12 protein-coding genes are annotated in these 11599 nt (G+C 70.0%); 7 read left to right on the top strand and 5 right to left on the bottom strand.

Annotation, left to right across the window (positions count from 1 at the left end; translation table 11 throughout):
- Positions 1-126: 126 nt before the first annotated feature.
- Positions 127-987, bottom strand: coding sequence for a UDP-2,3-diacylglucosamine diphosphatase (locus tag ACQ4L4_RS28700; protein ID WP_431105037.1), 861 nt, complete (start codon positions 985-987; stop codon positions 127-129).
- Between the two features lie 81 nt (positions 988-1068).
- Between ACQ4L4_RS28700 and ACQ4L4_RS28695 the strand changes: the two genes are divergently transcribed.
- Positions 1069-2001, top strand: coding sequence for a hypothetical protein (locus ACQ4L4_RS28695; RefSeq protein WP_431102169.1), 933 nt, complete (start codon positions 1069-1071; stop codon positions 1999-2001).
- Positions 1998-3746, top strand: coding sequence for a single-stranded-DNA-specific exonuclease RecJ (gene recJ, locus ACQ4L4_RS28690; RefSeq protein ID WP_431102168.1), 1749 nt, complete (start codon positions 1998-2000; stop codon positions 3744-3746). Before ACQ4L4_RS28695 ends, recJ begins: the two co-directional genes overlap by 4 nt.
- A gap of 14 nt (positions 3747-3760) precedes the next feature.
- Here recJ and trxC read toward each other — a convergent pair whose 3' ends face one another.
- The gene (trxC, locus tag ACQ4L4_RS28685) at positions 3761-4219 is read right to left on the bottom strand and encodes a thioredoxin TrxC (RefSeq protein WP_431102167.1); all 459 of its coding nucleotides are present in this window, start codon (positions 4217-4219) and stop codon (positions 3761-3763) included.
- Between the two features lie 188 nt (positions 4220-4407).
- On the opposite strand from trxC, the gene ACQ4L4_RS28680 reads away from it, so the two are divergent.
- The 4 genes from ACQ4L4_RS28680 to ACQ4L4_RS28665 all read left to right on the top strand — a co-directional run bounded on the left by ACQ4L4_RS28680 (position 4408) and on the right by ACQ4L4_RS28665 (position 8567).
- Positions 4408-4869: a host attachment protein gene (locus ACQ4L4_RS28680; RefSeq protein WP_377156882.1), complete on the top strand. Its 462-nt coding sequence runs from the start codon at positions 4408-4410 to the stop codon at positions 4867-4869.
- Positions 4870-4976: 107 nt separating this feature from the next.
- Positions 4977-6815: a bifunctional diguanylate cyclase/phosphodiesterase gene (locus ACQ4L4_RS28675; protein ID WP_431102166.1), complete on the top strand. Its 1839-nt coding sequence runs from the start codon at positions 4977-4979 to the stop codon at positions 6813-6815.
- 101 nt (positions 6816-6916) lie between these two features.
- The gene (locus ACQ4L4_RS28670) at positions 6917-7783 is read left to right on the top strand and encodes a 3',5'-nucleoside bisphosphate phosphatase (RefSeq protein WP_431105036.1); all 867 of its coding nucleotides are present in this window, start codon (positions 6917-6919) and stop codon (positions 7781-7783) included.
- A 133-nt stretch (positions 7784-7916) separates the two neighbouring features.
- On the top strand, positions 7917-8567 hold the full coding sequence (locus ACQ4L4_RS28665) for an L-threonylcarbamoyladenylate synthase (RefSeq protein ID WP_431102164.1): 651 nt from the start codon (positions 7917-7919) through the stop codon (positions 8565-8567).
- Positions 8568-8663: 96 nt separating this feature from the next.
- Here the strand turns inward: ACQ4L4_RS28665 and ACQ4L4_RS28660 are convergent, their stop codons facing one another.
- Genes ACQ4L4_RS28660 through ACQ4L4_RS28650 form a run of 3 tightly spaced genes read right to left on the bottom strand, consistent with a single transcriptional unit; the run spans position 8664 to position 10276 of the window.
- Positions 8664-9014, bottom strand: coding sequence for a RidA family protein (locus ACQ4L4_RS28660; protein WP_377156888.1), 351 nt, complete (start codon positions 9012-9014; stop codon positions 8664-8666).
- Positions 9011-9766 carry a glycerol-3-phosphate 1-O-acyltransferase PlsY gene (gene plsY / locus ACQ4L4_RS28655; RefSeq protein WP_431102162.1) on the bottom strand — a complete coding sequence of 252 codons (756 nt, stop codon included), beginning with the start codon at positions 9764-9766 and terminating at the stop codon, positions 9011-9013. Before plsY ends, ACQ4L4_RS28660 begins: the two co-directional genes overlap by 4 nt.
- 6 nt (positions 9767-9772) lie before the next feature.
- Complete coding sequence (locus ACQ4L4_RS28650; protein WP_431102161.1) at positions 9773-10276, bottom strand: aminoacyl-tRNA deacylase; 504 nt, start codon at positions 10274-10276, stop codon at positions 9773-9775.
- 202 nt (positions 10277-10478) lie between these two features.
- Between ACQ4L4_RS28650 and ACQ4L4_RS28645 the strand changes: the two genes are divergently transcribed.
- A complete protein-coding gene (locus ACQ4L4_RS28645) occupies positions 10479-11588 on the top strand; it encodes a DNA alkylation repair protein (RefSeq protein WP_431102160.1) in 1110 nt (369 codons plus the stop codon).
- Positions 11589-11599: the final 11 nt, after the last annotated feature.

Here is an 11599-nt window from a genome sequence, read left to right as displayed (position 1 = left end):
TCTATGAAGCTGGTGTGACAGTCAGGTGACCCTCTTTCGGGCGGGTCACACCCCGTTGCACCGCGGTCGAGGATGAGGTCCGTCCCCCGTCAGGACGACGGAGCCCCCCGCCAGGGTCGGGTCGTGTCAGGCCGGCTGGCGCATCGCGGCGGCCAGCGCTTCGGCAGTCCCCTGATCGGCGATCAGGCGCTGGCGCTCGGCCCAGTCCAGGATCTCGAGGTGGCCGTCCGCATGCTCGACCAGGGCGGTGAGGCTCTCGACCCAATCGCCGTCGTTGGCGTAGGTGATGCCGTCGATGTCGCGCAGCTCGGCATGGTGGATGTGGCCGCAGACGACGCCCTGCACACCGCGCTTGCGGGCCTCGCGGGCCAGCGCCTGCTCGAACTCGCCGATGAACGAGACCGCGCGCTTGACCTTGAGCTTCAGGTATTTGCTGAGGCTCCAGTACGGCAGGCCCATGCGCGCACGCAGCGAGTTGAGGTGGCGGTTCAGCTTCAGCGTGAACTCATAGAGCGTGTCGCCCAGATGGGCGAGCCATTTCGCATGCTGGATGACGCCGTCGAACAGGTCGCCGTGCGTGACCCAGAACTTGCGGCCGTCGGCGGTCTCGTGGATCCACTCGTGCGCGACCTCGATGCCGCCGAAGCTGTGCTGCAGGTACTTGCGGGCGAATTCGTCGTGGTTGCCCGGCACGTAGATCACGCGGGTGCCCTTGCGCGCCTTGCGCAGCAGCTTCTGGACGACGTCGTTGTGCTCCTGCGGCCAGTACCAGCTGCGGCGCAGCTGCCAGCCGTCGACGATGTCGCCGACGAGGAAGAGCTGCTCGCATTCGACCTCCCTGAGGAAGTCGAGCAGCGCCCGGGCCTGGCAACCCGGCGTACCCAGGTGCAGATCGGAGATCCACACCGTGCGCACGCGGATCGACCCGCCCTCGTCCGCCTCGGCGGCATCGGCCTTGAGCGGTTCGTTCGAAACAGCGGCGGCCATGAGGGTGTCGGTCAGCATGGCCCCACAGGTTGCCGACCCTGGATGAAAGCTTGATGACCGGACCGCCGATAATCCCCCGCCATGCACCTGATGATCCCCTTCGCCAGCTCGCTGGACCCTCATTTCGAGGGCGCCCTGCGCGAGCTGGAGCTGCCGAACCTGAGCCGCCTGCTCGGGTTGCTGGCCCCGGTGGAGGATGTCGGCGACGCCGACGAGACCTCCCCGCTCCCCCCGCACGACCTTTTCCTGGCGCGACGCCGTGGCGTCGCCGACGACCATCCGCCGATCGCCGCCTGGCGCGTGCGCGCCGCCGGGCAGGATCCGGCCGACGCCGCCTGGGCGCTGCTGACGCCGGCCCACTTCGCCGTTGGCACCGAGGGCGTCACCGCGCTCGGTCCCGAGACGCTCGATCTGGACGAGGCGGAATCCCGCGCCTTCCTCGACGCGCTGTCGACCGTGCTGTTCCCCGCCGCCGAGGGCTGGCGGACCGCCTGGTTGTCCACCGGCGAATGGGCGATCGCCCATGACGAACTCGACGGCCTGGAGGCCGCCAGCGCGGATCGCGTGCTCAACCGCGGTGTCGAGACCTGGTACCCGCGCGCCCGCCGCCTGCGCACGCTGCTCAACGAGGCGCAGATGCTGCTGCACGACCATCCCCTCAACCAGGCCCGCGAGGAGCGTGGCCTGCGCCCGCTGAACGCCGTCTGGATCGGCGGCGGCGCCCGTGAGCGCGGCAATGCCTTGCCTGCCGGACTCCTCATCGACACGCGCCTGCGCGCGCCGATGCTGACCGGCGACCTGTACGCGTGGAGCGAGGGATGGAAGGCGCTGGACCAGGGCCTGATCGAGCAGGCCTTGAACGCCGCGCGCGCGGGCGAGCCGGTCTCGCTGACCCTGAGCGGCGAGCGCCTGGCCCGCACCTGGAGACGCCAGCCGGCCAGCGGCTGGCAGCGGCTGAAGGAACGATTCGCGACGCCGAGCGCCGCCGTCGCCACCGCCCTGGAGCCTCTGTGAGCAGTCCCCGCATCCTGACCCGCGACGTTCCGCCGGACTCCGCCCACGCACTGCAGGAAGCTGGCTTCTCGCCGCTGCTGTCGCGTCTCTTCGCGGCGCGGGGCGTGCTGTCCCGCGATGAGCTCGACCCCGACCTGAAGCACCTGCTGCCGCCCGAAGGTCCCTTGGGCATGCTCGGCATCGACAAGGCCGCGGTGCTGCTGGCCGACGCGATCTCCGGGGGTGAGCACATCTGCATCGTGGCGGACTACGACTGCGACGGCGCCACCGCCTGCGCGGTGATGCTGCGCGGACTGGCGCTGCTCGGCGCGAAGCCGGGCACGGTCAGCTACGTCGTGCCCGACCGGGCGGTCCACGGCTACGGCCTGACCCCGACCATCGTCGAGCTGGCGCTGAAGCACGAACCCAAGCTGCTCGTGACCGTCGACAACGGCATCGCCAGCCATGCCGGCGTCGCCTTCGCGCGCGCGCTCGGGCTGAAGGTCCTGGTCACCGACCACCACCTTCCCGCGGTCACCGCCGACGGCCAGCCCACCGTGCCCGACGCCGACGCGCTGGTGAATCCCAACCAGCCGGGCTGCCCCTTCCCCGGCAAGAGCCTCGCCGGCGTCGGCGTGGCGTTCTACGTGCTGACGGTGCTGCGGGGCGAGCTGCGCCGCCGCGGCGCCTTCGGCGAAAACGCGCCGCCGCGGCTCGACGGCCTGCTCGACCTGGTCGCGCTGGGCACCGTCGCCGACGTGGTGCGGCTCGACGCCAACAACCGCCGGCTGGTGGCACAAGGCCTGCGGCGCATGCGCGCCGGCCGCATGCAGCCGGGCGTGCAGGCGCTGTTCACCGCGGCGAGCCGCGACGCGTCGCGCGCCAACAGCTTCGACCTCGGTTTCGCGCTCGGCCCGCGCATCAACGCCGCCGGTCGTCTGGACGACATGACGCTGGGCATCACCTGCCTGACGACGGACGACAGCGAGCAGGCGCTGGCCCTCGCGCGCGAGCTCGATCGCATCAACCGCGAGCGTCGCGAGATCGAAGCCGGCATGCAGGAGCAGGCGCTCGCGCTGCTCGAACGCCTGATGACGGATCCGCGCCTGAACGGCGCGCCGCCGCCCGCGCTGGCGCTGTTCGACGCCGACTTCCACGAAGGCGTCGTCGGCATCGTGGCCTCGCGGATCAAGGACCGGCTGCATCGCCCGGTCTTCGTCTTCGCCGAGGGCGCGGACGGCCAGCTCAAGGGCTCGGGCCGCTCGATCCCCGGCTTCCATCTGCGCGATGCGCTGGACCTCGTGTCAAAACGCCACCCGGACCTGCTGCGCAAGTTCGGCGGCCACGCGATGGCGGCGGGCTGCACGCTCGCGCCCGGCGGCGTCGAGGCCTTCGCCGCGGCCTTCGAGGACGTCGCGCGCGAATGGCTGGACGAAGCCTCGCTCACCCGCACGCTGCGCACCGACGGCCCGCTGCCGCCGGAGGCCTTCTGCGCCGAAACCGTCCAGGAGCTGGAAGCGCAGGTCTGGGGCCAGGCCTTCGAGGCGCCGCTGTTCTGCGACCGCGTGCAGGTCGTGAACCAGCGCATCGTCGGCGAGCGCCACCTCAAGCTGCGCCTGCGTCAGGGGGCCTGGATCCGCGATGCCATCTGGTTCGGCCACACCGAGCAGTTGCCGGAGCAGGTGACGCTGGCGTATCGCCTGAGCCTCGACGAATTCCAGGGCCAGCAGCGCGTGCAGATGGTCGTGGAGGCGATGGCCGAGTAGGTCGGCCGGGGCGCTCAGCCGAGCAACTGCTTGCGCACCCACTCCACGATCGCCGCCGCCGGCATCGCGCCGGACTCCCGGGCGATCTCCTGCCCGTCGAGGAACAGCAGCATCGTGGGAATGCTGCGGATGCCGTAGCGCGCGCTCTGCTGCGGCGCGGCCTCGGTGTCGAGCTTGACGAAGCGCACCTCGGGCAGCATGGCGGCGGCTTTCTCGAACTGCGGCGTCATCATCCGGCAGGGGCCGCACCACGCCGCCCAGCAGTCGACGACGACCGGCAGTTCAGTGCCGGCGATGAACTTGTCGAACACCTCCGGCGTGAGGTCCACGGCCTCCGGCCGCATCAACGGCGTGCCGCAGCGTCCGCAATCGGGCGCCTCGCCCAGGCGCTCGCGCGGCACGCGATTCTTCGCGCCGCAGGACGCGCAGACGATATGGAGGCTGAGGGCGGCGGAGCTGTGGTCGGTGTCCATGGCGGTCTCGTGTCGAAGGGCCGGCGCGATCTACCGGCGGGCAAGCGATGTTCCCTGCTTCGTGCCTGTCTGCAAAGGGTTCCGAAGGGGTTCAAAGGGGTCAAAGGGGGGCCACACCGGGCCGACGCCGACCGGGGTACGACGATTGCCACCCTTCCCTCGACGAGAACTCAATCGAAGGAACCGAGATGACTGCATACAAGGACGACGGGAAGCTCTGGGTGCTGGTGGCCGACGAGGGCGTGGCGCGCCTGCTGAAGCTGCCGGAGGAAGGTGGCGACCTGGAGGACGTCACGACGCTGACCGATGCCGCCGCCCACGCGAACAACGCGGACCTGCGCCGCGACGCCGAAGGCCGGCGCGGCAACAACGTGACCTCGTCGGCGAGCGTCGATGAATCGCATCAGGAGGCGATCAGCTTCGCAGCGCGCGTGGCCAAGACCCTCGATGACGGCTACAACAACGGCGAGGTGACGCAGTTGCGCGTCGTGGCCGCCCCGCGCTTCCTGGGCCTGCTGCGCAAGGCGCTGAGCCCGCAGATCACCAAGCTGATCATCGACGAGACCAACGTCGACGTCGTCCACGAAAGCCTGGGCGCGCTGACGACGCGCCTGTTCCCGGAGCGGGACTTCAGCAAGCAGAAGCCGTGAGGTCGTTCACACCTGACCCCTGCTGTAACTGTTTGTCAAATCGATGACATAGAGGCCACCCAGAATGGGGACACCACGCGGCGCACCGTCCGCCGTGGTGTCCTCCCATGCCGACCACCCATCTGCAACCGCCCGACCCGTTGAGCATCGCCCTGTCCGCCATCATTCGCGATGGCGCGCTGGACATCCACTTCCAGCCCCTGGTCGAGGTCGAGCGCGCGAACATCCTGGGCTACGAAGCGCTGACGCGCGGGCCGGCGGACACCCCCTTGCATTCGCCGCTGGTGCTGTTCGAGACCGCCGCGCGCCTGGGCCGGCTCGTGGAACTGGAGCGGCTGGTCGTGCGCCGCGCGCTGCGCCGGTTCAAGGAACTCAAGCTCCCCGGCCAGCTCTTCCTGAACCTCACCGCCGACACGCTGCTCGCCACCAGCGACCGCGGCGCGCTCATCGCGCGAGAGTTCGCGCAGCTCGACCTGCCTGCGTCGCGCGTCGTCATCGAGCTCACCGAAACGCGGCCCATCCTCGAGCCCGAACGCCTGCAGGACAGCATGCGCAGCCTGCGGGAGCTCGGCTTCGTCGTCGCGCTGGACGACCTGGGCGAGGGCTTCGCGAGCCTGAAACGATGGATGGACATCCGGCCGGACTTCGTCAAGATCGACCGCCACTTCATCGACGGCATCGCGCAGGAACCGCTCAAGCAGCAGTTCGTGCGCTCGATCCTCGAGATGGCCGCCAGCTCCGGCTGCACCGTCGTCGCCGAAGGCCTGGAACAGCTCAGCGACCTCACCGTGCTGCGCCGCCTGGGCGTGCCGGTCTGCCAGGGCTACCTGCTCGCGCGTCCGAGCGCCGCGCCGCGCGCCGCGCTGCGGGCCGAGGTGGACGCGCTGCTCGCGCCCGAGCACCGCCGCCGCAACGCCGACTGGATGCGTCTGCCGCCCGACGCGATCACGACCGCCGCGCAGCTGGCCCGCCGCAGCCACACCGTCACGCCCAAGCTCAACTGCCAGACCGTGGCCGACATGTTCCAGCGCGACGAGCAGCTGTTCTCGATGCCGGTGCTGGACGAATCGAACCGCCCGATCGGCATCCTGCGCTCGCTGCAGGTGCTCAAGCGCAGCGCCGAGCGCTACTTCATGGACATCCACGAGAAGCGCTCGTGCACCGCGCTGATGGACCCGCAGCCGCTGATCTTCGACGCGGGCACCTCGCTGCGCGAGATGAGCGACGCGATCTCCAGCCTCGACGACCGGCTGATGGTCGACGGCTTCATCGTCACCCGCAACGGCGAATATTTCGGCACCGGCCGCAGCACCGACCTGCTGAAGGCCGTCTCCGACCTGCAGGTCCACAGCGCGCGTTACGCCAACCCGCTGACGCTGATGCCGGGCAACGTGCCGACCGACCAGCACCTCGACGCGCTGCTGCACGAGGGCCGCGAGTTCGTCGTCGTCGCCTGGGACATCGACCACTTCAAGCCCTTCAACGATGTCTACGGCTACGCCGCCGGCGACGACATCATCAAGCTCTGCGCGCAGATCCTGCAGGACGCCGCCGACCCGGCGCTGGACTTCGTCGGCCACATCGGCGGGGACGACTTCGTGATGGTGCTGGGCTCGCCCGACTGGACCGCCCGCATCACGCGCGTCTGCCGCGAGTTCGACCGCCAGATCCGCCCCTTCTTCTCGGCGGAACACCAGGCGCTGGGCGGCTACGTGACGCTGAACCGCCAGAACCAGGAGTCCTTCAACCCGCTGCCGACGCTGAGCGCCGGCGTGATCCAGGTGCAGCCCGGCGCCTTCGACAGCGTGCGCGCGCTGTCCGCCGCGTTGGCCGAGCCCAAGCACGTCGCCAAGTGCGGCACCGGACCGAGCCGCTACTTCGTCGACCGCCGCCGATCCAGCGCCGGCGTCACGGACATGGCGCCGCTCCTAGAATCGACGGGGTGAATACACCTTCCCCCGTTCTGCCGGCTCCGCCGGTTTCCTCCGCCCCCACCGACGCGCCGCCGGCTTCCGCCGCCGCGTCCGGGCAGATTGCGGTGCCTGCGCTGCACGCGCAGACGAACGCGGACCTCCACTGCCACTCGACCGTCTCCGACGGCACGCTGTCGCCGGAAGCGCTGGCCGCGCGCGCCAAGGCCAACGGCGTCGAGCTCTGGGCGCTGACGGACCACGACGAGGTCGGCGGCCAGCAGCGCGCCATGGCGGCCGCGCGGGCGGCGGGGCTGCCCTACCTGACCGGCGTCGAGATCTCCGTGACCTTCGCCGGCAAGGTCGTGCACATCGTGGGGCTGGGCTTCGACCATGAAGATCCGCGCATCGTCGCCGGCCTGCGCGCCACGCGCGGCGGCCGCGGCGCGCGGGCGAAGGAGATGTCGGACGATCTGGCCAGGGCCGGCATCCACGGCGCCTATGAAGGCGCGCTCAAGTTCGCCGGCAACCCGGAACTGATCTCCCGCACCCACTTCGCGCGCTTCCTGGTGGAAACCGGCCAGTGCTCGGACGTGCCCGAGGTCTTCCGCCGCTACCTCACCGAAGGCAAGCCCGGCTTCGTGCCGCACCGCTGGGCGGCGCTGCGCGACGCGGTGGGCTGGATCGTCGACGCCGGCGGGCTGGCCGTCATCGCGCACCCGGGCCGCTACGGCTTCACGCCGACCGAGGAGTACGCGCTGATCACCGAATTCATCGCGCACGGCGGCCGCGGCATCGAGGTCGTCACCGGCAGCCACACGTCGGGCGACATGGTCCAGTACACCGACACGGCGCTCGAATTCGACCTGCTCGCGTCGCGCGGCTCCGACTTCCACAGTCCGGAGGAGAGCCGCGTGGACGTCGGCAAACTCGACCAGCACCTCTCCGGCCGCCTGAAACCGGTGTGGGGCGCGCTCGAGCACCGCATCCACTGGCCGGCCTGATCCCGCCGATTGCTGCGGACCGCCGGGGATCGCTTCGGATCCCCGGGCGTCGCGGCAGGGATCCCCGGAATCATCCGCCGGCGCAGACCGGCTCCATGATCGGCTCGCACGCCGATTGCCACAGGTGAGGACCATGGCCCAGATCTTCGAAGTCCATCCCGACAACCCGCAGGCCCGTTTCCTGCGCCAGGCGGCGCAGATCCTGAGCCAGGGCGGCATCGGCGCCATCCCGACCGACTCCAGCTACGCGCTGGTCTGCCAGCTCGACGACAAGGCCGCCGCCGAGGCGCTGCGCCGCATCCGCGGCGTCGACGACAAGCACCACATGACGCTGCTGTGCCGCGACCTCAGCGAGCTCGGCAGCTACGCCCGCGTCGACAACAAGCAGTACCGGATGATCAAGACGGCCACGCCGGGGCCGTTCACCTTCATCCTGGAAGCGACCAAGGAAGTGCCGCGGCGGCTCTCGCACCCGTCGCGCCGCACCATCGGGCTGCGCGTGCCGGACCACCGCGTCACGCAGGACCTGCTCGCGCTGATCGGCGGCCCGCTGCTGGCCACCACGCTGATCCCGCCCGGCGAGCATGAGCCGATCAACGACCCCGAAGAGATCACCGCCCGCTACGACAAGCTGATCCAGCTGATCATCGACGCGGGCGCCTGCCCGATGAAGCCCACCACCGTCGTCGACCTCACGGCCGAGCCGCCGGTGCTCGTGCGGCGCGGCTGCGGAGATCCGGCCTGCCTCGGCCTGGAACTCCAAGAGGCCGAAGCCGACGAGTGACTCGCGAGCGGGTGCTACGCCCGTTCGAGGCACCAAGCAAAACGCCGGCGCGAAGCCGGCGTTTTGCATGAAGAGGCCCGCAGGCCTCGCGGAGGCTCAGACCGCCGCGGTGATCACGATCTCGATCTTCCACTCGGGCTTGGCCAGCTTGGCCTCGACCGTCGCGCGCGGCGGCGTGTGGCCGGCCGGCACCCAGGCGTCCCAGGCGGCGTTCATGCCGGCCAGGTCCTTGACGTCGGCGATGTAGAGCTGCGCGCGCAGGATCTTCGTCTTGTCGCTGCCGGCGCGGGCCAGCAGCTTGTCGATCATGGCCAGCACCTGTTCGGTCTGGCCCTTGACGTCGGCGGTGGCGTCTTCCGGCACCTGGCCGGCCAGGTAGACCACGCCGTTGTGGATGGCCATCTCGGAGAGACGCGGGCCGACGTCGAAGCGTTCGATGTTGCTCATTTGCTGTGCTGGTTGGACTTGCTGGAAGGCTTGCTGAAAGGCTTGTTGGAAGCCCTGTGACCGCGCTTGGGATCGTGCCGATGGGCGCGCGATTCCTCGTGGCGGTGGGACTTGGCGGCCGGCACGACGGGGACGGGGGCCGATTTCTGACCGAGCTTGCTTTCGGTCCCTGCCATCAGCTTCCTGATGTTGGGCGCATGGCGCCAGATCAGCAGCAGGCTCATCAGCGCGATGGCCGGCAGCTCGGGACCGACGTCCCAGACCAGCATCTGCAGCAGCGGCGCGCCGATGGCGGCGGACAGCGACGCCAGCGACGAGTAGCGGAACACGGCCGCCATCACGATCCACACGCCGAGCACGGACAGGCCGAGCCATGGATTGATCGCCAGCAGCACGCCGGCCGCGGTCGCGACGCCCTTGCCGCCGACGAACCTGAAGAAGACCGGCCACAGGTGCCCGATGAAGGCCGCCAGCCCGACCAGCGCGGCGGTGCCCTCCTCCAGGCCGTACGGCTCGCCGAACTTCAGCACCAGCAGAACCGGGACGTAGCCCTTGAGCGCGTCGAAGACCAGCGTCAGGATCGCCGCGGCCTTGTTGCCGGAGCGCAGCACGTTGGTCGCGCCCGGGTTGCCGCTGCCGTAGCTGCGCGGATCGGACAGGCCCATCAGCCGGCTGACGATCACCGCGAAGGACAGCGAGCCGATCAGATACCCGGCCACGACAGCCAACAAGGGAAACAGGACACTTTGCATGGGGCGCTATTCTGCCCCGGACTTCAGCGCGCACTCGACCGGGCGGGCCGCGAGCAGCTCCGTCAAAACCCGGGGTTCGATGCTGACCAGGTAGCCGCGACGCCCGCCGTTGATCAGGATCCGGGGCAGCGCCAGCACGGTGGCCTCGACGAAGACCGGCATCGCCTTGCGCGTCCCGAACGGCGAGGTGCCCCCGACGAGGTAGCCGCTGTGGCGCTGGGCGACGTCCGGCTTGCAGGGCTCGACCTTCTTGCAGGGGATCTGCCGGGCGAGCTCCTTCAGGCTGACGGTGCAGTCGCCGTGCATCAGCACGATCAGCGGCTGCGCCTTCTCGTCCTGCATCACCAGCGTCTTGACGACCTCGTGCTCGGGCACGCCGAGCTGCTTGGAGGACTCGCCGGTGCCGCCGTGATCGACGTAGTCGTAGACATGTTCCCCGAACGCGACCTTGTGCTGGCGCAGCATCTGCGTCGCCAGCGTTTCGCTGACATGGGCGGATTTCTTGCTCATGCCGTGATTCTCCGCGCTGCCCACGCCCGATGCTTGTACGAGCTTGCTGCGGGCGCCGCGGACGCTGCGCGAGCCGCCCGTTCAGCGCCTGAAGTGCGAGTGGTGCGGGTGGTGCGAGTGGTGCGGACGGCGCCAGGCCTGCTGACAGCCCATGGCGGCGCGCGCGCTACGCTGCGGCGCACTTCGTGTTCACCGAGCCCCCATGACGGACACCGCCTCGACCTCCAGCTACAACCTCAAGGACCTGATCGGCGACACCGCGCTGCGATCGCTGGCATCGGTGTTCGCGGAGTCCGCGCCCGGCTTCCAGCGCAAGCGCTTCCTGGCCGTGGCGACCGAGGGGCTCGAACCGCTGTCGATCATGCAGCGCGTGCACCGCGTGGCCGAGGCGCTCGACGCCGCGCTGCCCGGCAGCTTCGCGGCGAAGCTCGATGCGGTGGTCGCCGCGGCGCCGCGCACCGGCGGCGCTTTCGTGAACATGGGGCTGTGCGATTTCGTCGCGAGCTACGGCCTGCACGACCCTGCCGCGTCGCTGAAGGCGCTCAAGCGGATGACCGCGCATGGCAGCGCCGAATTCGCGATCCGGCCCTTCCTGCGCCAGGACCTGGCCGGCACGCTGAAGACGATGACCCGTTGGACCACCGATCGCGACGAGCACGTCCGCCGCCTGGCCAGCGAGGGCTGCCGCCCGCGCCTGCCGTGGTCGTTCCGGCTCGACGCGCTGGTCGCCGACCCGGCGCCGCTGGCGGCGATCCTGCAGGCGCTGCGTGCCGACGACAGCCTCTACGTGCGGCGCTCCGTCGCCAACAACCTGAACGACATCACCAAGGACCATGCGGACTGGGTCTTCGCACACGTGGCCGGCTGGGACCTGGCCGACGAGCGCAGCGCGTGGATCGTCAAGCATGCGTTGCGCTCGCGGATCAAGCAGGGCGATGCGCGGGCGTTGAAGCTGATCGGCGCCAGCGAGGGCGCGCTGGCCGTCGTCGAAGGGCTCGCGATCGAGCCCGCACGCGTCGCGATCGGCGGTGAGGTCGAGATCGCCTTCGAACTGCGCTCCACCGCCGAGGCCACGCAACGCCTGGTCGTCGACTACGCCGTGCACTACGTGAAGAAGAACGGCCGTGCGTCGCCGAAGGTCTTCAAGCTGAAGACGGTGGAGCTCGAAGCGGGCGCGTCGACGCCGATCCGCATCCGTCGCGCGCTGCGCAACTTCACGACGCGCACGCATTACGCGGGCACGCACGCGATCGAGGTGATGGTCAACGGCCAGAAGCTGGCCGGCGGCACGTTCGAGCTGCTGATCGAGTGAACGGCGAAGGG

The sequence above is a fragment of the Roseateles noduli genome, assembly GCF_050626985.1.
Taxonomy (GTDB): domain Bacteria; phylum Pseudomonadota; class Gammaproteobacteria; order Burkholderiales; family Burkholderiaceae_C; genus Roseateles; species Roseateles noduli_A.
The sequence above is the reverse complement of the archived record's forward strand: the minus strand, read 5'-3'. Positions and strand labels throughout refer to the sequence as shown.

Excerpts from the sequence above, each read along its gene's own strand:
- ACQ4L4_RS28700 (WP_431105037.1), bottom strand. The coding sequence starts at position 987 with ATGGCCGCCGCTGTTTCGAACGAACCGCTCAAGGCCGATGCCGCCGAG.
- ACQ4L4_RS28695 (WP_431102169.1), top strand. The coding sequence starts at position 1,069 with ATGCACCTGATGATCCCCTTCGCCAGCTCGCTGGACCCTCATTTCGAG.
- trxC (WP_431102167.1), bottom strand. The coding sequence starts at position 4,219 with ATGGACACCGACCACAGCTCCGCCGCCCTCAGCCTCCATATCGTCTGC.
- ACQ4L4_RS28680 (WP_377156882.1), top strand. The coding sequence starts at position 4,408 with ATGACTGCATACAAGGACGACGGGAAGCTCTGGGTGCTGGTGGCCGAC.
- ACQ4L4_RS28675 (WP_431102166.1), top strand. The coding sequence starts at position 4,977 with ATGCCGACCACCCATCTGCAACCGCCCGACCCGTTGAGCATCGCCCTG.
- ACQ4L4_RS28665 (WP_431102164.1), top strand. The coding sequence starts at position 7,917 with ATGGCCCAGATCTTCGAAGTCCATCCCGACAACCCGCAGGCCCGTTTC.
- ACQ4L4_RS28660 (WP_377156888.1), bottom strand. The coding sequence starts at position 9,014 with ATGAGCAACATCGAACGCTTCGACGTCGGCCCGCGTCTCTCCGAGATG.
- plsY (WP_431102162.1), bottom strand. The coding sequence starts at position 9,766 with ATGCAAAGTGTCCTGTTTCCCTTGTTGGCTGTCGTGGCCGGGTATCTG.
- ACQ4L4_RS28650 (WP_431102161.1), bottom strand. The coding sequence starts at position 10,276 with ATGAGCAAGAAATCCGCCCATGTCAGCGAAACGCTGGCGACGCAGATG.
- ACQ4L4_RS28645 (WP_431102160.1), top strand. The coding sequence starts at position 10,479 with ATGACGGACACCGCCTCGACCTCCAGCTACAACCTCAAGGACCTGATC.